This window comes from Streptomyces sp. ICC1, assembly GCF_003287935.1.
In the GTDB taxonomy this organism is placed as follows: Bacteria; Actinomycetota; Actinomycetes; order Streptomycetales; family Streptomycetaceae; genus Streptomyces; species Streptomyces tritrimontium.
In genome coordinates, this window is sequence record NZ_CP030287.1 from 2,018,869 (window position 1) to 2,037,082 (window position 18,214).

Annotated in this window: 17 protein-coding genes, 6 tRNA genes and 1 pseudogene; 12 read left to right on the forward strand and 12 right to left on the reverse strand. The window is 74.4% G+C overall.

Going from position 1 to position 18,214, the window contains the following annotated elements:
* Positions 1 to 129 precede the first annotated feature (129 nt).
* Positions 130 to 2,490 (forward strand): hypothetical protein, encoded by a 2,361-nt coding sequence (locus DRB96_RS09515; protein WP_112448031.1) that lies wholly within the window; start codon positions 130 to 132, stop codon positions 2,488 to 2,490.
* Positions 2,491 to 2,568: 78 nt separating this feature from the next.
* On the opposite strand, the gene DRB96_RS09520 is transcribed toward DRB96_RS09515, so the two are convergent.
* A tRNA-Val gene (locus DRB96_RS09520) sits at positions 2,569 to 2,640 on the reverse strand.
* Positions 2,641 to 2,698: 58 nt separating this feature from the next.
* Positions 2,699 to 3,172: a TIGR02611 family protein gene (locus tag DRB96_RS09525; protein WP_112448032.1), complete on the reverse strand. Its 474-nt coding sequence runs from the start codon at positions 3,170 to 3,172 to the stop codon at positions 2,699 to 2,701.
* 177 nt (positions 3,173 to 3,349) lie between these two features.
* On the opposite strand from DRB96_RS09525, the gene DRB96_RS09530 reads away from it, so the two are divergent.
* Positions 3,350 to 3,763 (forward strand): SsgA family sporulation/cell division regulator, encoded by a 414-nt coding sequence (locus tag DRB96_RS09530; protein WP_030011909.1) that lies wholly within the window; start codon positions 3,350 to 3,352, stop codon positions 3,761 to 3,763.
* A 229-nt stretch (positions 3,764 to 3,992) separates the two neighbouring features.
* Positions 3,993 to 4,547, forward strand: a pseudogene (locus tag DRB96_RS09535) (CGNR zinc finger domain-containing protein); the annotation flags it as partial.
* A 51-nt stretch (positions 4,548 to 4,598) separates the two neighbouring features.
* On the opposite strand, the gene DRB96_RS43720 reads toward DRB96_RS09535, so the two are convergent.
* Positions 4,599 to 4,769 (reverse strand): hypothetical protein, encoded by a 171-nt coding sequence (locus DRB96_RS43720; protein WP_204357683.1) that lies wholly within the window; start codon positions 4,767 to 4,769, stop codon positions 4,599 to 4,601.
* Positions 4,770 to 4,910: 141 nt separating this feature from the next.
* Positions 4,911 to 5,354 carry a hypothetical protein gene (locus DRB96_RS09540; protein WP_112448034.1) on the reverse strand — a complete coding sequence of 148 codons (444 nt, stop codon included), beginning with the start codon at positions 5,352 to 5,354 and terminating at the stop codon, positions 4,911 to 4,913.
* Positions 5,355 to 5,552: 198 nt separating this feature from the next.
* Here DRB96_RS09540 and DRB96_RS09545 point away from each other — a divergent pair, with 198 nt between their 5' ends.
* Positions 5,553 to 6,053, forward strand: a complete 501-nt coding sequence (locus tag DRB96_RS09545; protein ID WP_112448035.1) for a DsbA family protein — start codon at positions 5,553 to 5,555, stop codon at positions 6,051 to 6,053.
* Here the strand turns inward: DRB96_RS09545 and DRB96_RS09550 are convergent.
* From DRB96_RS09550 to DRB96_RS09560, 3 genes are read right to left on the reverse strand one after another with little or no spacing between them, the layout of a single operon-like run.
* A complete protein-coding gene (locus DRB96_RS09550; RefSeq protein ID WP_112448036.1) occupies positions 6,050 to 6,874 on the reverse strand; it encodes a GNAT family N-acetyltransferase in 825 nt (274 codons plus the stop codon). The genes DRB96_RS09545 and DRB96_RS09550 overlap by 4 nt on opposite strands.
* Before the next feature lie 58 nt (positions 6,875 to 6,932).
* Positions 6,933 to 7,760: an aminodeoxychorismate lyase gene (locus DRB96_RS09555; protein ID WP_112448037.1), complete on the reverse strand. Its 828-nt coding sequence runs from the start codon at positions 7,758 to 7,760 to the stop codon at positions 6,933 to 6,935.
* Positions 7,757 to 8,839 (reverse strand): chorismate-binding protein, encoded by a 1,083-nt coding sequence (locus tag DRB96_RS09560; protein WP_162688635.1) that lies wholly within the window; start codon positions 8,837 to 8,839, stop codon positions 7,757 to 7,759. Before DRB96_RS09560 ends, DRB96_RS09555 begins: the two co-directional genes overlap by 4 nt.
* Positions 8,840 to 9,019: 180 nt before the next feature.
* On the opposite strand from DRB96_RS09560, the gene DRB96_RS09565 reads away from it, so the two are divergent.
* The 5 genes from DRB96_RS09565 to DRB96_RS09585 all read left to right on the forward strand — a co-directional run bounded on the left by DRB96_RS09565 (position 9,020) and on the right by DRB96_RS09585 (position 9,498).
* Positions 9,020 to 9,092: transfer RNA gene (locus DRB96_RS09565), tRNA-Gly, on the forward strand.
* A gap of 44 nt (positions 9,093 to 9,136) precedes the next feature.
* Positions 9,137 to 9,210, forward strand: a tRNA-Cys gene (locus tag DRB96_RS09570).
* A gap of 1 nt (position 9,211) precedes the next feature.
* Positions 9,212 to 9,283: transfer RNA gene (locus DRB96_RS09575), tRNA-Val, on the forward strand.
* A 19-nt stretch (positions 9,284 to 9,302) separates the two neighbouring features.
* A tRNA-Val gene (locus tag DRB96_RS09580) sits at positions 9,303 to 9,374 on the forward strand.
* A gap of 52 nt (positions 9,375 to 9,426) precedes the next feature.
* A tRNA-Val gene (locus DRB96_RS09585) sits at positions 9,427 to 9,498 on the forward strand.
* A 128-nt stretch (positions 9,499 to 9,626) separates the two neighbouring features.
* Here DRB96_RS09585 and DRB96_RS09590 read toward each other — a convergent pair.
* The 3 genes from DRB96_RS09590 to DRB96_RS09600 all read right to left on the reverse strand — a co-directional run bounded on the left by DRB96_RS09590 (position 9,627) and on the right by DRB96_RS09600 (position 11,452).
* Positions 9,627 to 9,935 (reverse strand): zf-TFIIB domain-containing protein, encoded by a 309-nt coding sequence (locus tag DRB96_RS09590; protein ID WP_112448039.1) that lies wholly within the window; start codon positions 9,933 to 9,935, stop codon positions 9,627 to 9,629.
* A gap of 65 nt (positions 9,936 to 10,000) precedes the next feature.
* Positions 10,001 to 10,975 carry an aminoglycoside phosphotransferase family protein gene (locus tag DRB96_RS09595; RefSeq protein WP_239516811.1) on the reverse strand — a complete coding sequence of 325 codons (975 nt, stop codon included), beginning with the start codon at positions 10,973 to 10,975 and terminating at the stop codon, positions 10,001 to 10,003.
* Positions 10,976 to 11,266: 291 nt separating this feature from the next.
* The gene (locus DRB96_RS09600; RefSeq protein ID WP_112448041.1) at positions 11,267 to 11,452 is read right to left on the reverse strand and encodes a hypothetical protein; all 186 of its coding nucleotides are present in this window, start codon (positions 11,450 to 11,452) and stop codon (positions 11,267 to 11,269) included.
* A gap of 552 nt (positions 11,453 to 12,004) precedes the next feature.
* Between DRB96_RS09600 and DRB96_RS09605 the strand changes: the two genes are divergently transcribed.
* On the forward strand, positions 12,005 to 13,252 hold the full coding sequence (locus DRB96_RS09605; protein WP_112453310.1) for a serine/threonine-protein kinase: 1,248 nt from the start codon (positions 12,005 to 12,007) through the stop codon (positions 13,250 to 13,252).
* A gap of 76 nt (positions 13,253 to 13,328) precedes the next feature.
* Here DRB96_RS09605 and DRB96_RS09610 read toward each other — a convergent pair whose 3' ends face one another.
* Together DRB96_RS09610 and cobA are read right to left on the reverse strand one after the other, a co-directional pair.
* Positions 13,329 to 14,141, reverse strand: coding sequence for an RNA methyltransferase (locus DRB96_RS09610; RefSeq protein WP_112448042.1), 813 nt, complete (start codon positions 14,139 to 14,141; stop codon positions 13,329 to 13,331).
* Between the two features lie 78 nt (positions 14,142 to 14,219).
* Positions 14,220 to 15,434, reverse strand: a complete 1,215-nt coding sequence (cobA, locus tag DRB96_RS09615) for a uroporphyrinogen-III C-methyltransferase (protein WP_112448043.1) — start codon at positions 15,432 to 15,434, stop codon at positions 14,220 to 14,222.
* Between the two features lie 95 nt (positions 15,435 to 15,529).
* Between cobA and iolB the strand changes: the two genes are divergently transcribed.
* Together iolB and iolD are read left to right on the forward strand one after the other, a co-directional pair.
* Positions 15,530 to 16,330: a 5-deoxy-glucuronate isomerase gene (gene iolB, locus DRB96_RS09620; protein WP_239517714.1), complete on the forward strand. Its 801-nt coding sequence runs from the start codon at positions 15,530 to 15,532 to the stop codon at positions 16,328 to 16,330.
* Complete coding sequence (gene iolD, locus DRB96_RS09625; protein WP_112448045.1) at positions 16,327 to 18,207, forward strand: 3D-(3,5/4)-trihydroxycyclohexane-1,2-dione acylhydrolase (decyclizing); 1,881 nt, start codon at positions 16,327 to 16,329, stop codon at positions 18,205 to 18,207. Before iolB ends, iolD begins: the two co-directional genes overlap by 4 nt.
* Positions 18,208 to 18,214: the final 7 nt, after the last annotated feature.

Sequence of the window (18,214 nt, forward strand, 5' to 3'; positions counted from 1 at the left end):
GCTGCTTCGGTCCATGCGTCCAGTCTCGCGCGCGGCGGGGGCGCGCACCCCGTACTCAGACGGGACTCACCCCGATCTGAGTATCCGCGCCCATGTCCTGACGCCGTGACGGGCGCCACACTCCCCACCATGGAGATCCCCCTGCCGCCGGCCGAAGAGCTGGCGCTCATCGACCGAGAACTGTTCCAACTCGACGCCCGGCGGCATTATTTGCTGGGCCGGCGGGAGTGGCTGCTGCGCGGCCAGGTCCCCTTCGTCTGGGGCGGCGGCGTCCAGCCGGCCCGCCCGGGGCGGCCGGACGGGGCCGCGGAGGCCTCCGCGCCGAGCGCGCAGAACGTGCTGTTGGTCCTCGGTGCGGTGCTGCTGGCCGTGGCGGCGCTGGCGTTCACGCTGGTCAGCTGGGGTTCGCTGGGCATCGCCGGACGCGGGGCGGTACTGGCCGCGGTGACGGCGGCCGCGCTGGGCACCCCCGCGGCGCTGCTGCGCCGGGGGCTGCGCTCGACCGCCGAGGCGGTGGCCGCGGTCGGCCTGCTGCTGACGGTGCTGGACGCGTACGCGCTGTACGCGGTCGGCATGCCGGAGGTGGACGGCCTGGCGTACGCGGCGGGCACCGCGGCCGTACTGGCGGCGCTGTGGGCCGGCTACGGACTGGCGCTGGCACGGCTGCGGACCCCGCTGCCCGCGGCGCTGCTGACGGCCCAGCTCCCGCTGCCGCTGGCGGCGCTGGCCGCCGGGGCGGCGGGGCTGGACCTGGGCTGGGCGCTGCTGGTGACGGCCGCGCTGGACGCGGGGCTCGCGCTGCGCCGGCCGGGGCGTCTGACCCCCTGGGCCGCGGTGGCGGGGTCCGTGCTGGGCGGGGCGGCGCTGCTGACGGGCCTGGCCGAGTCGGCGGCGGCCGGATCGGCGGGCATGGCGCTGGGTTCGTCGGCGCTGCTGGCGGCGGCGGCCGCGCTGGGCGTGGCGGTGGCGTGGCGCGCGGCCCGGGCGGGTGCGGTGTTCGCCGCGGCGGGCGCCCTCGCGGCGGTGGCGGCGGTGGGCGGTCCCCTGACGCGGGAGCTGCGGCCGTCCTGGGCCGCGGTGGTGTACCTGGTGCTGGCGCTGGCGCTGTTCGGCGCCCTGCGGGTGCCCGCGCTGCCCGGCGCGGTCCGGCGCGGCCTCGCCTGGGCCGGTGCGGGGGTGGCCGCCCTGGAGGCGGTGTCGGCCCTGGCGTGGGTGGCGGCGCTGCTGGCGGGCGGGGCGCGGGTGCTGGCGCAGGTGTGGTCGGCGACGACTCCCCCGCCGGCGGATGACAGCGGCGCGGGCGCGGCTCCGGTGGTGGCCCTGCTGCTGACGGCGGCGGCCGCGTGGTGGCTGGCCCGGATGCTGCCGGGCCGTACGGAGCCCGGGGTCGCCGCGGTGGCCCTGGGCTGGGCGGGGCTGTTCTCGGCCCCGGTGGTGCTCGGCCTGCCGGCCGGAGCGGTCCTCGCGGCCCAGCTCGCGGTGGTGCTGGCGGCGGGGGCGCTCGCGCTGCGCTCGGCGTCGATCGGCGCCGGTCCCGGGATCGCGGCGGGGGCGTGCGCGCTGGCGGGGGCCGTGAGCGTGTCCGTGGCGGCGCTGGACGGCCGACTGGCCACCTTCGCGGTGCTGGGGATCCTGGGGGCGGCCTGGGCCGCCGCAGCGGCGTACAGGCCCGCCCCGGCGTGGGCCCGGGCGGGGGCGGCGGTGCTCGCCGTCGGGTACGCGGCGCTGCTGGCGGTGGCGCTGGGAGCGCTGCTGGAGCGGCCCGTGGCGTGGTGGGCGCTCCTCGTGCTGGCGGTCCCGGCGGCGGTGGCCGCGCTCGGGCCCCGGCTGGGCTCCGCCCGGGTACCGGCGGAGGCCGCGGCGGGTGGGGCGGGGCTGCTCGCGGTGGCGCTGGCGACCGGGGACGTGCCCGTGCTCGCCCTGGTGCTGGCGCTGGCCGGGGTGGTGTGCGCGGGGGCGGCGGTGCGGTCCGAGCGCCGCGCGGCGGCGGGCTGGCCGGCCGGGGTGCTGTTCCTGGCGGCGACCTGGGTGCGGCTCGCGGCGTCGGGGGTCACGGTGCCGGAGGCGTACACCCTGCCGGTGACCGCGGCGGCGCTGGCGGTGGGGTTCGCCCGGCGGCGCCGGGATCCCGAGGCCCGGTCGTGGACGGCGTACGGGCCGGGGCTGGCGGCGACCCTGCTGCCGAGCACCCTCGCCGTGTGGGGCGACCCGCACTGGCTGCGGCCGCTGCTGCTGGGCATCGCCGCGCTCGCGGTGACCCTGGCCGGGGCCCGGCGCCGGCTCCAGGCTCCGCTGGTGCTCGGCGGGGCGGCGCTGGCGGCGGTGGCGCTGCACGAGCTGACCCCGTACGTGGTCCAGGTGGTCGACGCGCTGCCGCGCTGGCTGCCGCCGGCGCTGGCCGGGCTGCTGCTGCTGGCGGTGGGGGCGACGTACGAGAAGCGACTGCGCGACGCCCGGCGGCTGCGGGAGGCGATCGGCCGGCTGAAGTAGCCCCGGCCCGCCCGGCCCGGAAGGGCGGAAACGCCAGAGGCCCGGAGACTGTGAAAGTCTCCGGGCCTCTGGTCCGGGTGGGCGATACTGGGTTCGAACCAGTGACCCCTTCGGTGTGAACGAAGTGCTCTCCCACTGAGCTAATCGCCCGGACGCACCGCAAACATTACCCCATGTCAGCGGTGCCTTTCGCCATGGCCGGGCGTGCTCACTGGTCCTTGATGTCCCAGGGCAGGACGAGCCCGTACTTCCACAGGTAGAAGCCGATCAGGGCGCCCGCGATGACGAGCCCGACACTGGTCAGGATGATGTTGCGGCGGCGGACCCGCGGGTCCAGCGCCTTCTGCGCGGCCTCGCTGACCTTGCGCTTCGTCCAGCGCAGGACGAAGTGGGCCCAGGCGAATTCCGTGGCCCAGATCGCGAGGCCCGCGAAGATCGCGACCCAGCCGGGGCCGGGCAGGACGAGCATGGCGATTCCGGCGCCGATGACGGCGAGGCCGACGACGAAGACGCCGACCTGCCAGCTCAGGTGCAGCCCCCGGCGGGCCTTGATGAATTCCGGCGCCTTGGAGACGTGCGGCGCTTCCTCCGCGGCGGCGGAACCGGCAGCGGAATCGGCGGCGGCTTCGGATGCGGCTTCGGATGCGGACTCATTGGCCTCGCGGTCACTCCCCGTGTTCATGGGGTCGAATCTACCCGAGCGCGAAGCACACGTGAACGGAGGTTTGGATCCGCCGTCCGAGGGACCCAGAGGTCCGCAAAACGGTCAGAGGGGTTTACAACGGCACCGTAGGTGGCATGTCGATTTCGCCGACGTGCGAATCCCCGAGCGCACACTGAGCGAAAGGCCCTGGCGCTTATGAACACCACGGTCAGCTGCGAGCTGCACCTGCGCCTCGTTGTGTCGAGCGAGTCCTCACTGCCTGTTCCTGCGGGCCTGCGGTATGACACGGCCGATCCCTACGCCGTGCACGCCACCTTCCACACCGGCGCCGAGGAGACGGTCGAATGGGTATTCGCCCGCGACCTCCTCGCTGAGGGCCTTCACCGGCCCACCGGTACCGGCGACGTCCGCGTATGGCCGTCCCGCAGCCACGGTCAGGGAGTCGTCTGCATCGCCCTGAGCTCACCGGAGGGAGAAGCACTGCTCGAAGCACCCGCCCGAGCACTCGAGTCGTTCCTCAAGCGGACGGACGCCGCGGTTCCACCAGGAACCGAACACCGGCACTTCGACCTCGACAAGGAGCTCTCCCACATCCTGGCCGAATCCTGAGCCAGGCCTACAGAGGCAACCTTCTCCCGGCCCCGGCCGGGAGCCGTACGACACCGTCCGACTCGGGGCGACGGTGTGCGACGGACAACCACATACGGAAGTACCGGCGCTGTTCACGCGGGAGCCACCCGCGCGGACGGCGCCGGTGCGCTTCGGGGGACCCGCTAGAGTCGGCCACCAGCGGCGGCAGCAGCCCGTCACCGCAGGCCCGGCCCATGAGGGAGACCCCGTGCAGATCCCCCACGACACCCGTCGCGCGCTCGACGTCGTCGTCGCGCTGGTGAACACCGCGGCCGAGCCGGCCCACTCCGACGGGCTGGCGGACGTGCACGCGCTGCGCGGATTCGTCCACGAGTACGCGATCAGCGACGTCGGCGAGCTCAGCGCCCGCGACCTCGCGGGCGTGCGGACGGTACGCGGCAAATTCGCCCAGGTCTTCGCGGCGCCCAGTTCGCGCGCGGCCTCGGTCCTGATCAACGAGCTGGTCGCGACGGCCGGCACCACCCCCCAGCTGACCAACCACGACGGCTACGACTGGCACGTGCACTACTTCGCGCCGGGCGCCTCGGTGGGCGACCACCTGGCGGCCGACGGCGGCATGGCGCTGGCGTTCATCGTGGTCTCCGGCGAGCAGGAGCGGCTGCGCCGCTGCGAGGCCCCGGACTGTCGGCGGGCCTTCGTGGACCTGTCCCGCAACCGCTCCCGGCGCTACTGCGACAGCCGTACCTGCGGGAACCGGCTGCACGTGGCGGCGTACCGGGCCCGGCGCAAGTCGGAGCAGGGGGCGGAGCAGGAGGCGGAGCTCGCGGCGGGGCAGGGTCCGGCGCAGGAGCGGTCAGAGCAGGAACAGATCGTGCAGGGCGGCCAGCAGCAGCAGTCCTCCGACCACGCCTAGGAAGATCATCAGGGGCGGCTGGGAGAGCGCGAAGAGGCAGCCTCTCGGCTCCTCGGCGGGAACGGTGGCCGGCGGGGGAACGGACGGCTCACCCTGCGATGTCTCGAGCATGTCGGGGCGATGATGGCGCAGCGCGCCCCCGTCCGGCGCTCAACACGCCTATCCGCCGGCGCGCGGCCCCCGGATCCCGTCAGATCAGGTGGTTCCCGGCCCGAATCCCCCCCGCGGGCCGGGCCGATGGCATATGCCGGGTCATATGCCGTGCTTCTTGAGGATCGCCTCGATGTCGGAGAAGTCCTCGCCCGGGGCGGCCGGCTCGGCCGGCTTGCGGCGGGCACCACCGCCCAGGGAGGGCGCGGACGCCTCCGGGGCGACGGCCTCCCGGTCGGGGCGCCCCTTGGCGGCCTTCGGCTCCTTCGCGGGCCGGTCCCCCGCCCCGACCCCGCGCCGCTCTATCGCGCGGGTGGTCAGGAAGAGCAGCCAGGCCAGCCCGAGCACGGCGAACCCGGCCCAGACCGTCGGCTTGAAGACGATCCCGGACAGCCACTGCACGACGCCCGTCATCACCAGGCCGACCGGCACCAGCGCGTACGCCGCGATCCGGGTCGCGGCGAGGAAGCGCTTGCGGTAGGCGGTCAGTGCGGCGATGCCCAGGCCCGCCGCGGACACCGCGGAGCAAATGGTCTCGGCGAGCATGCGGGGCCTCCAGGGCGGTGCGGTCGGTCGGACCCGGCCGGCGGGCCGGGTGTTCTGTCCCCATCCATCCTGCACCGGGGACCGTCGCCGCGGCCATGGCCGGAGCCCGCCCCGGGCGGATCTCCGGGACATCTCCGGGTCGCGGCTCCTCCCCAGGTCCCGGTCCGTGGGCACCCGGCGGGCTGGGAGACTGTGCGCATGACCGATTCCGTGATCCTCGACGTGTGGTGCGAGCTCCAGTGCCCGGACTGCCACAGCGCTCTGGACGACGTACGGGCCCTGCGGGCCCGCTACGGCGACCGGCTGGACATCCGCCTGCGCCACTTCCCGCTGGAGAAGCACAAGCACGCCTTCGCCGCCGCCCAGGCCGCCGAGGAGGCCGTCGAGCAGGGGCAGGGCTGGCCGTACGTGGAGGCCGTCCTGGCCCGCACCGCGGACCTGGCCAAGGCCGGCGAGTCCGTGCTCGTCGATGTGGCGCGCGAACTCGGCCTGGACGCCGAGGAGTTCGACACCGCCCTGATCGACGGCCGGCACATCCTGATCGTGGACGCCGACCAGGCCGAGGGCAAGGCGATCGGCGTGACCGGCACCCCGACGTACGTGATCGACGGGCAGCGCCTCGACGGCGGCAAGAGCCAGGAGGGCCTGCGCGGCCGCATCGAGGAGATCGCCGACCGGCTCCTGGCCGCCGAAGCCTAGATCAGGTCCTTGGCGTAGTTGAGGTTCGTCGGCCGGTAGCCGAGGGACTCGTAGAGCCGCATGGCCGGGGTGTTGTCGGTGAAGACGTGGAGCGCGAGCACCCGGTGGCCCGCGGCGAGGGCCGTGCGTTCCGCGAGGAGCATCAGGTCCCGGCCGTGGCCGCGGCCGCGGTGCTCCTCGGCGACGGCGACGTCGAAGACGTACGAGCCCTCCCCGCTCGGCGCGACCCACACCGTGCCGACGGGGGTGCCGGCCGCCTCCAGGACGCCGAAGCTGACGCCCTCGGTGGCCAGGCCCCGGGGCAGCAGGGACGCGTGGTCGGCCACCGACTTCGCGCGCGCGGCCTCCTCGGACATGCCGCGGTCGATCCAGTTCCGCGCGTAGCCCTCCCGCGCCCCGGCGAGCCAGGTCTCGAACTCGGCCTGCGACATCGGGCGCCCGACCGCACCCTCGCTCAGGGCCGGCGGCTCGGCCGGGAGCCGCTTGTCCATGTTGCGGCTGTACTCGGCGTACCCGAGGGAGCCGGCCATGCGCAGGCCGCCCGCCGAGCCGGCGGGGACCGAGACACGGATCCGCCGGCAGCCCCAGCCGCGCAGGACCTCCTCGGCGGCGAGCGCGGCGACCGTGGCGCGGCCGCGCCGGCGGTCGGGCTCCTCGACCACGAGGTCGCGGATCTCCGCGACCGTCGGCCCGAAGGGCGTGTCGCAGGCCAGCAGCAGGGCGCCGACGCGCCTGCTGTTGACGCGGATCTCGTACGGGCGCGAGCGCGCCCCGCCGGTGCTCTGCTGAAGCGGCCCGCTCGGCCGCAGGGTGGTGGTCATCAGTCGAGTTCTACCCGCCCCGCGGCCCGAAGGACAGCGGCTTCGCACCGCCTCCCGATCAGGACCGGGGGTCGGCGTCCTCGGCGGCGCGGGCGTCGAAGATCCGCATGGCCTCGGCGGTGACGGGGCCGGGGGCGGTGCCCAGCTCGCGCCCGTCGATCCGTACGACGGCCTGGACGTCGCGCAGCGAGGAGGTCAGGAAGACCTCCTCGGCCTGCTCCAGCGCCTCGAAGGGCAGGTCGGTCTCCTTGGCCCCGGCCCACTCGGCGACGAGGGCGCGGGTGATGCCGCCCAGGCAGCCGGAGGCGACGGGCGGGGTGTGCAGCTGTCCGTCGAGGACGACGAACACGTTGGAGCCGGTGCCCTCGCAGAGCCGCCCGACGGTGTTGGCGAAGAGGGCCTCGGAGGCGCCGGCGCGGTGGGCGGCGGCGAGCGCGACGACGTTCTCGGCGTACGAGGTGGTCTTCAGGCCGGCCACGGCCGAGCGCTCGTTGCGCACCCACGGCACGGTGACGACGGCGGTGGTGTCCGGGCGGCGGACGGTCTCCGCGAGGGCGACGATCAGCGTGGGGCCGGCCTCGCCGCGGTCGGAGCCGAGCGGGGAGACGCCCCCGGTGTAGGTGACGCGCAGCCGGGCGAGCGGGAGCGGGTGGGCGGCCAGCACGGCCGCGCAGGCGCGGCGGACCTCGTCCAGGTCGGGGTCGGGCAGGCCGAGCCCGCGGGCGGAGCGGGTCAGCCGCTCCAGGTGGCGGGTGAGCGCGAAGGTCTTGCCGTGCTCCGCCTTGAGCGTCTCGAAGACCCCGTCGCCGACGGTGAGACCGTGATCGAACACGGACACCTTCGCGTCGTCGGCGTCCCGCAGTTCTCCGTCGAGCCAGATCCTCACCGCACGGTCCTCCCGCTTCGCTTCGCGTCCGCCTCGTGCGCGTTCGCTTCGGCTCCTGACGCTACCCGCAGCAGGCGGGCGGCCTTCAGCTCGGTCTCCGCCCACTCGCGGTCGGGGTCGGAGCCCCAGGTGATCCCGGCGCCGGTGCCGAAGAGCAGCCGGGGGCCGCCGGGGGTTTCGCGGTCGATCCAGAAGGTCCGGATGCCGACGGCGAGCTCGGCGGTGCCCTGGTCGGCGTCCACCCAGCCGATGCCGCCGCAGTAGGGGCCGCGCGGGGCGGTCTCCAGGGCCTCGATGATGCGCAGGGCGGAGGACTTGGGTGCGCCGGTGACGGAGCCGGGCGGGAAGGCCGCGGCGAAGAGCTGGGGCCAGCCGGCGCCGTCGGCGAGTTCGCCCGCGACGGTGGAGACGAGGTGGACGAGGCCCGGGTGCTCTTCGAGCGCGCACAGTTCGGGCACGGTGACGGAGCCGGTGGCGCAGACCCGGCCGAGGTCGTTGCGCACGAGGTCCACGATCATCACGTTCTCGGCGTGGTCCTTGGGCAGCAGGTCGGCGGCGGTGCGTCCGGTGCCCTTGATCGGGCCGGACTCGACGTGCCGGCCCCTGCGGCGCAGGAACAGCTCGGGGGACGCGGTGGCGATCTCGACCCCGTGGGCCGGAAGCCGAATCGTTCCTGCATAGGGGGCCGGGTTGCCGCGCGCGAGCAGCGACGTCAGGGCGTCGACATCGGCTCCCGCCGGATCGGGCAGCGTCGCGGACATCACGCGGCAGAGGTTGGCCTGGTAGACCTCGCCCGCCTCGATGTGCTCGCGGATGCGGCGTACGCCCGCGACGTACGCGGCGCGGTCGAGCGAGGAGGTCCACTGGTCGGCGTCGGGGCCGCGCCAGGCGCCGGGGACGGGCGCGGGCACCGGGGCGGGACGTACGTCCCCGAAGCGCGCGCAGACGAGCCGACCCTCGAAGTCGGCGGTCACCGCCCAGAACCCGGTGGAGTCGAGGGCGGCGGGATCACTGGTGACATCTCGAAGATCGGTCGCGAGCAGGCCGCCGAAGCGGGCGAGGGGAGGCAGGTCGTGCACGGCTGCGAGTCTATGACCGGTGACGCGCGGGCGCCGGTGAGGCGTCCGCCGGGTGACCGGCGGTGATCGAGCGGCAGCACGCTGCGGAAACGCGTTTTTGAGCTGGCCCCGGAATCCGCTAGAGTTCAACTCGTCGCCAGGGAGCGAAGGGGGAAAACCCCCGAGCGAACACGGTGACCTGCGGACGTAGCTCAGTTGGTAGAGCACCACCTTGCCAAGGTGGATGTCGCGAGTTCGAGTCTCGTCGTCCGCTCTGTGGTGGGGGATCATCTTCCCGAAGACCCCCGCTCGCTCCATGGTGGAGTGGCCGAGAGGCGAGGCAACGGCCTGCAAAGCCGTCTACACGGGTTCAAATCCCGTCTCCACCTCCAAGGACGATTAGCTCAGCGGGAGAGCGCTTCCCTGACACGGAAGAGGTCACTGGTTCAATCCCAGTATCGTCCACTGGTCCGCAAGGATCCCCGCGCGATTAGCTCAGCGGGAGAGCGCTTCCCTGACACGGAAGAGGTCACTGGTTCAATCCCAGTATCGCGCACGCAGTACGCTTGCCCTTGCCGCCGCGGTGTTCGCACCGTGCTGGTGGTCCCGCGCGATTAGCTCAGCGGGAGAGCGCTTCCCTGACACGGAAGAGGTCACTGGTTCAATCCCAGTATCGCGCACTCGCATCGAAAGCCCCGGCCGTCTCGACGGCCGGGGCTTTCGCGTGTGCGGTGTGTGCGGACCGCGCGCGTGCGGACCGGAGGGGGACGCGGGGGCCGGGCCGTGCCGACCCGCCCACCGCGCACCGTCAGGACGAGAAGAGCATCCGGCCGAAGCCGCCCTTGCGGTGGCCGTGACCGTGGCCGTAGCCGCCGTGCTGCGGGGCGCCCCAGGCGGGCGCGGGCGCGGCGTGCTGCGCCGGGTAGGGCGCCGGGGCCGGCGGCGCCGCGGGCGGCGGGACCTGGCCGTACTGGGAGGTGTACTGGGACTCCAGGCGGGTCAGCGCCTCGAGTTCGCCGTAGTCGAGGAAGATGCCGCGGCAGCCGCTGCACTGCTCTATCTGGACACCGTTGCGGTTGTACGTGTGCATCATCGCGTGACACTTCGGACACTGCATGACCGGATCAACTCCTCGCCGTCTGCGTCGACACCGGATGCCTACCCGGTGGCGTGGGGCTCACCCTACGACGGAGCCCCCGGCTCCAAGTCGGTCGGGAGGGAGGCAATTCGGGCACAGGCGTCCACCATCAGCCGCTCCCCGTCGTCCAGTCGGCGTCCCTCGCCGGCCGCCTTGGCCAGGGCCAGCGCCGCCGTCTGGACGGTGAGTGCGCGGGCAGCGACGTCGAGTTCCGGCCAGGGGTCGCAGCCGGGCGGTCCCGCGGCGGGGCCGTCGGCGGCGCGGTAGGCGTCGAGGAAGCGCAGCCAGGTCTCCGTGTCGAGCAGTCCGGCGGCGTACCAGGCCGCGGGCCGGGCGAGGTCCCAGGCGGGCGCGCCGACCCCGAGGTCGTCGATGTCGATCAGCCGCCACCGCCCCGCCGGGCCACGGACCAGCTGGCCCAGGTGCAGGTCCCCGTGGCACAGCGACCCGCCGGGCGGCTGCGCCCCTTCGCCCCGGGCCCATCCGGGGAGCGTCGCCGCGGCGGACCGCACGAACCGTGCCATCGCACGGGCATCCGTGTCGGTGCTGGCGTCGGTACTGGCGTCGGTGTCCGCGGTGGCGGGGGCCGCTGGCGGGTGGGCCGCGGCGAGGCGGCGCAGCGCGCGGGCCAGCTTGGCGGGGCCGCGCATCGGGGGGACCGGGGCCGGGAGCCGGTGGAGCGGGGTCCGGTGGAGGCCCGCCACGAGCTCGGCGGCCGCCTCCCAGGGCGCGTCCTCGGGACGGTCCGGGGCGACCGGAGCACCGTAGGGCCACAGCGAGACGGCCCGGTCCTCGACCCGGCCGAGCCCGGCGCGCAGCGGGGTCAGCAGGACCCCGGCCAGCGCGGCGTCCCCGGCGATCCGGATCCGTACGGCCAGGGCGTCGGGGTCACTGTCCCCCGCGTGCGCCTTGGCCACGGTGTCCCCGCAGCGGACGACCGTGCCGTCGTCCCGGTCGGCGAGGACCTCGTACCGCGTCGCGCCCGCGTACGCGGCGAGGGCGGCGTACCCGGTGTCGATGCGCTCGCCGTCGATCGTGACCTCCCCGCACCGTGACACCCCGATCGGGTGGTCCTCCGGACGAGGGTACGCAGCGCCCGCCAAGCGCACGCAGCGGACCCGGGGCGGACCGGCGACGGACCGGAGTCGGACCGGAGGCGCCGGGGCATGAAAAAGGGTGCTGCCCGTCCGACTCCCCAGTCGTACGGGCAACACCCTTCTCCTGCCGTCCGTTGGCCGCGCCCCCGTCCCCACGGGGTTCGGCCGGTGACAGCCCCGGTCCAGGCCGCTCTCCTGGACCCGGGGCGCCGCTCAGCGCCCCAGCATCACGCTCACGGACGACGCCTGTGCCACCACCTGGTCGAAGCCTCCGAAGAGGAAGAGCAGGAGGGCGGCCAGGGGGAGCACCATCGCCGCCGCCACCAACGGGTGGCGGTGGCCGGACTCATGGCCGTTGAACGCGAATGCCTTGCGTCCCTGCCGTGCGATGTCCGCCATGGTCCTCTCCCTGTCGTTTGGCAGCGGCGGGCTTGTGACCTCGGGGGACGAGTGCTCCACCCGCCGCTTGTCTTCAACACTAGGCGCGGGAAAGGGCCCTGGCCTCATGCCCTCGTACCCATTGCCGGGCCTCCGGGAGGATGACGGGGCCACCTCGCGCGTACTCCCCTGGGTGGAGACCGGCCCCCCGCTCTGAGGGTCATCCCGGAGGGGATGACCGGAGGGTGGTGACTTCGCTCACTTCCGTCACCGTCCGTGCACGTATGGTCGGCGACCAGGCAGTCCCAAGATCAACCGGACCTGGCCGGACCGCACGGCGGGGAGCCCGTCCCGGACGGACGGTCCGGCATCCCAATTCCCTTGGACCGACGGCTCTTTGGGATCGGACCCCGCTACCGCACACGCGTCCGACCGGTGGCCTGAGGGTCCCTCAAGTGGACTGCCCCGTACTGACAATCGAATCTCCCGGCGAGGGCGCGGCCTCTGAGCGCGCATGCCGGATGGTCCGTAAGCTGTGCCACGTCAACAGGACGACCGGTCAGCGGGGTGGACATGGCGATGATGCGGCTCCGGCGCGAGGACCCGCGTGTCGTCGGCTCGTTCAGGCTGCACCGGCGCCTCGGCGCCGGCGGCATGGGCGTCGTCTACCTCGGATCCGACCGGCGCGGCCAGCGCGTCGCGCTCAAGGTGATCCGGCCGGACCTCGCCGAGGACCAGGAGTTCCGCTCGCGCTTCGCCCGCGAGGTCTCCGCCGCCCGGCGGATCCGCGGCGGGTGCACCGCGCGCCTGGTCGCCGCGGACCTGGAGGCCGAGCGCCCCTGGTTCGCCACGCAGTACGTGCCCGGCCCCTCCCTGCACGACAAGGTGGCCGAGGAGGGCCCGCTCACGGCCTCGCAGATCGCCTCCATCGGCGCGGCGCTCGCCGAGGGCCTGGTCGCCGTCCACGAGGCCGGGGTCGTCCACCGCGACCTGAAGCCCTCGAACATCCTGCTGTCGCCCAAGGGCCCGCGCATCATCGACTTCGGGATCGCCTGGGCCACCGGCGCGAGCACCCTCACGCACGTGGGGACCGCCGTCGGCTCCCCCGGGTTCCTGGCACCCGAGCAGGTGCGCGGCGCCGCCGTCACCCCCGCGACGGACGTCTTCTCGCTCGGCGCCACCCTCGCCTACGCGGCCACCGCCGACTCGCCCTTCGGGCACGGCAGTTCCGAGGTCATGCTGTACCGGGTGGTGCACGAGGAGCCGCACCTCCAGGGTGTCCCGGACGCGCTGGCCCCCCTCGTGCGGGCCTGCCTGGCCAAGGACCCCGAGGAGCGGCCGAGCACGCTCCAGCTGTCGATGCGGCTCAAGGAGATCGCGGCCCGCGAGGCGCACGGGCTGGGCGACAGCCGGCCGCCGGCACAGCGGGCGCGGACGGAGCGGCCCACGGGGCGGCTCGCCGAGGGGTACGCCGAGGAGCGCGCGGAGCGCCGTACCGACGGCACCCCGGTGTCCAGGCTCCAGGGGCCGGGAACGGGCGGCCACGGTCAGGGTCAAGGCCAGGGGCAGGGCCAAGGACAGGGATCGGCCCAGGGGCCGCACAGCGGGCCGCACTCGCGGCCCTCGTCGCCGCGGGGCACCGGCTCGCGGGGACCCGGGTCCACCGCCGGGCGCACGGGCGGACGTCCGGCGCCCCGTACGACGGGGACGGGACGGCGGCCGTCGCGGCCGGACCCGAAGCTGATGCGCCAGCGCCTGATCGTCTTCGTCGTGGTGACGCTGCTGGTGGCGCTGGGCATCGCGCTCGCCCAGAAGCTCTAGCCGAGGCCGGAACCGGGAGCCGAGGCCCGAGCCGGAGCCGAGGCCCGGGGCCGCGCGGGCCCGTCCCCGGGACTTCCTACGGGCGGCCGCTCGCCACCGCGTAGAAGGCGACGGCCGCGGCCGCGCCCACGTTCAGCGAGTCCACTCCGTGCGCCATGGGGATCCGCACCCATTCGTCGGCGGCGACCAGCGCCTGCGTGGAGAGCCCGTCCCCCTCCGCGCCCAGCATCAGGGCGACCCGGTCCAGCGTCTGCGGGGCGGCCACGTCGATCGGCGAGGCCTTCTGGTGCGGGGTGAGGGCGAGCAGCTTGAAGCCGGCCTCGCGGACCGAGTCCAGGCTCTTGGGCCAGGCTTCCAGGCGGGCGTAGGGGACGGAGAACACCGCGCCCATGGAGACCTTGACGGAGCGCCGGTACAGCGGGTCCGCGCAGTCGGGCGAGAGCAGCACCGCGTCCATCCCGAGGGCGGCCGCGCTGCGGAAGATGGCGCCGATGTTGGTGTGGTCGTTCACCGCTTCCATGATGACCACGCGCCGGGTGGTGGCGAGGAGTTCCTCGGCCGTGGGCAGCGGCTTGCGCTGCATCGAGGCGAGGGCGCCGCGGTGCACGTGGTAGCCGGTGACGCGCTCGGCGAGCTCCGGGCTGACGGCGTAGACCGGGGCCGGGAGCTCGTCGATGACGTCGCGCATGACGTCGACCCACTTGGCGGAGAGCAGCATCGAGCGCATCTCGTACCCGGCGTCCTTGGCACGTCTGATCACCTTCTCGCCCTCGGCGATGAAGAGACCTTCCGCGGGCTCGCGCCTGCGCCGCAGTTCGACGTCGGTCAGGCCCGTGTAGTCGCGCAGGCGCGGGTCGTCGGGGTCCTCGACGGTGATGAGATCAGCCACAGGGTGATACTGCCTTGTCCTGGGTGCGGTGCCAACGGCTCCGCTGCGGGGTTGTCCTGGCGGCCTGACGGCCGGGCGCTAGGCCGGCCGGTGCACGTTCACCACGTCGCCGATGACGATGACGGCCGGGGGCCGCACCTCCTGGGCCCTGACGGTCTCGCCGACCGTGGCCAAGGTGGCGTCCACCCGGCGCTGGGCGGCGGTGGTGCCCTCCTGGATGACGGCGACGGCGGTGTCGGCGGGGCGGCCGTGGCGGACCAGCGCCTCGGCGATCAGGCCGATCTTGTCGACGCCCATGAGGATGACCAGGGTGCCGGTGAGCTTGGCGAGGGAGGCCCAGTCCACCAGGGAGCGCGGGTCGTCGGGGCCGACGTGGCCGCTGACCACGGTGAACTCGTGCGCGACGCCCCGGTGCGTGACCGGGATGCCGGCCGCGCCGGGCACCGAGATGGAGCTGGAGATGCCGGGGACGACGGTGCAGGAGATGCCCGCCTCGGCGAGGGCCTGGAGCTCCTCCATGCCGCGGCCGAAGACGTACGGGTCGCCGCCCTTGAGCCGGACGACGGCCTTGCCGGCCCTGGCGTGCTCGATGAGGGCGTTGTTGATGGCCTCCTGGGCCATGAAGCGGCCGTACGGGATCTTCGCGGCGTCGATGACCTCGACGTGCGGCGGGAGCTCGTCGAGGAGGTCGCGGGGGCCGAGGCGGTCGGCGATGACGACATCGGCCTCGGCGAGGAGGCGCCGTCCGCGGACCGTGATCAGGTCGGGGTCGCCGGGACCCCCGCCGACGAGGGAGACACCGGGGGTGTGGTGGCGGCGGCCGGGAGCGGCGAGGCTTCCGTCGCGCAGGCCCTCGACGACCGCGTCCCGTACGGCGGCGGAGCGGCGCGGGTCGTTGCCCGTCAGCACGGCGACGGTGACGCCCTCGACGCGGCCGGTGGCCGGGGTCCAGGCGGTGGCCGCTTCGGCGTCGTCGGCGCGGACGCACCAGACGCGGGCCCGCTCCGCTTCGGCCGACGCGGCGTCGTTGGCGGCCTTGTCGCGGGTGGCGATCAGCGCGTACCAGGCGTCGGTGAGGTCGCCGTCCTGGTAGCGGCGGCGTTCCCAGCGGATCTCGCCGGTCTCCGCCATGGCGTCCACGGAGGGGGTCGCGGAGGGCGAGATCAAGACGATGTCGGCGCCGGCCGCGATGAGCGCGGGCAGGCGCCGCTGGGCGACCTGGCCGCCGCCGACGACGACGACGCGGCGGCCCGCGAGTCTCAGGCCGACGGGGTACGCGGGGTGTTCAGCCATGGCGGTGCGGCTCCTGATGCAGCGGTCGTCGTGCTGTCTTGCCGCTGCGGCACTGGAGCGGCGGGGTGGTGCGGCGGGGTGGTGCGGTGCGCCGCGTGGTGCTGACGTGCGGGTTCTCGTGCGGGTCCACGATACGGCCCGGCGGGTGCGGGGGCGCGGGCCGGGCCCTGCGGGCGGCTTTCCCCACCCCGCCCCTTCCCGGAACCGGGAGCGGACCGCAGGTCTTCGAACTGCGCGGGCGGACCGGGGTGTTCGACGGAGTCACCGACTTCGCCTACCTCCCCCGGGACGGCCGCGCCGAGATCCGGTCGGCCGCCGGCGGCCGCTTCGCGCTCGCGGGCGCACGGTGCGACGAGGTCCTCCCCGCCCGGTACGGGCCCGCCCACCGGATCCCGGTGGAACTGCGCGGCGCCGGCCAGTGCTCCCGCCAGGTCAACAACTTCGCCGCCGCCGACGCCTTCCCCTGCGACCGGCTCATCGCCGTCGAGGTGCTCACCCCCGGCGGGAACTGGTCCTCCTACCCGCCGCACAAGCACGACGAGCACCGCCCCGGCGAGGAGTCCCGGCTGGAGGAGATCTACTTCTACGAGATCCGCGCCCACGGGAACACGCCCGGACTCGGCTACCAGCGTGTCAGCCCGTCCCCGGCCGGGAAGACCGACATCCTCACCGAGGTGAGGACCGGGGACACCGTGCTCATCCCGGACGGCTGGCACGGCCCGTCCATCGCCGCGCCCGGACACGACATGTACTACCTCAACGTCATGGCAGGGCCCGGCCGGACGCGGGAGTGGCTCATCAGCGACCACCCCGACCACGGCTGGATCCGCTCCACCTGGGCCGGCCGGGACACCGACCCCCGGCTGCCCTTCTACCGCGCGGAGGACCCCGTATGACGCCGCCCGTCCGGCTCACCGTCGCGCAGGCCCTCGTCCGCTTCCTCGCCCGCCAGTACACCGAGCGCGACGGACACCGGCAGCGGCTCATCGCCGCCACCTGGGGGATCTTCGGGCACGGGAACGTCGCCGGGATCGGGCAGGCCCTGCTGGAGACCGGCCGCGAGGAGATGCCGTTCCTGCAAGGGCGCAACGAGCAGGCCATGGTGCACGCCGCCGTCGGGTACGCGCGGCAGAGCGGGCGGCTGTCCGCCCACGCCGTGACCACCTCCATCGGGCCCGGGGCCACCAACCTCGTCACCGGGGCCGCCCTCGCCACCGTCAACCGGATCCCGGTGCTCCTGCTGCCCGGGGACGCCTTCGCCACCCGGCCCGCCGACCCCGTGCTCCAGCAGCTCGAGGTCCCCCACGCGGGGGACGTCTCCGTCAACGACACCCTGCGCCCCGTCTCCCGGTACTTCGACCGGATCACCCGCCCCGAAGCCCTGGTCCCCGCCGCCCTGCAGGCCGTGCGGGTCCTGACCGACCCCGTCCAGACCGGCGCCGTCACCCTCGCGCTGCCGCAGGACGTGCAGGCCGAGGCGTACGACTGGCCGGCGGAGTTCTTCGCCGAGCGCGTGTGGGGCGTGCGCCGGCCCCGGCCCGACCGTACGGAGCTCGCGCGCGCGGCCGAGGCCGTACGGGGCTCCGCGCGGCCCCTGGTCATCGCCGGCGGCGGGGTCCGGCACAGCGCGGCGCAGGCCGCGCTGGCGGAGTTCGCGGAGGCCACCGGGATCCCGGTCGCCGTCACCCAGGCGGGCAAGGGCGTCCTGGCCTGGGACCACCCCGCCGACGTGGGCGGGATCGGGCACACGGGCACGGCCACCGCCGACGCGCTGGCCCGCGAGGCCGACCTGGTGATCGCCGTCGGGACCCGCCTCACCGACTTCACCACCGCCTCCGCGACCCTCTTCCGCCACCCGGACGTGCGGTTCGTCGGCCTCAACCTGGACCCGTACGACGCCCACAAGCTCGCGGCCCGCCCCCTGGTCTGCGATGCGCGGGAGGGTCTGGAAGATCTCCGGGCCGAGGTCGCCGGGTACCGGGTGGACCCCGCGTACGAGGCGGCGTACAAAGAAGGGAAGAGGACGTGGGAGCGGCTGGTCGACCGGGCCTGCGCGGCTCCCGACGAGGACGCCGTCCCGACCCAGGCACAGGTGCTCGGGCTGCTCGACGCCCTGGTCGACGGCGACGACATCCTGGTCAACGCCGCCGGCTCGCTCCCCGGAGACCTGCACAAGCTGTGGCGGACCCGCTCCGCCGACCAGTACCACGTCGAATACGGCTACTCCTGCATGGGCTATGAGATCCCCGCCGCGATCGGCACCGCGCTGGCCGCGCCCGGCCGCCCGGTGTGGGCCCTGGTCGGCGACGGGACGTACCTGATGAACCCGACCGAGATCGTCACCGCCGTGCAGGAGGGGATCCCGGTCAAGGTGGTGATCCTCGACAACCACGGATACGCCTCCATCGGCGGCCTCTCGGACGCGGTGGGCGGCGAGGGGTTCGGGACCGCGTACCGCTTCCGGGCGGTCGACGGTTCGTACAGCGGCGCGCCGCTGCCGGTGGACCTCGCGGCCAACGCGGCCTCCCTCGGGATGGCCGTGATCCGCGCCCACACCATTGGTGACCTGCGGAAAGCCCTCGCCGAGGCGCGAGCCGCGGACCGTCCCACATGTGTCTACGCACAGACCCGAACACCCGACACTGTGTCGGGCCTACCCCCGGCGCAGGCGTGGTGGGATGTTCCTGTGGCCGAGACCGCGACCCGTGCGTCGGCGGTGGAAGCCCGCGAAGAGTACGACCGGCAAGCCGCGCATCGACGTCGCCATCTGTGAAGGAGCA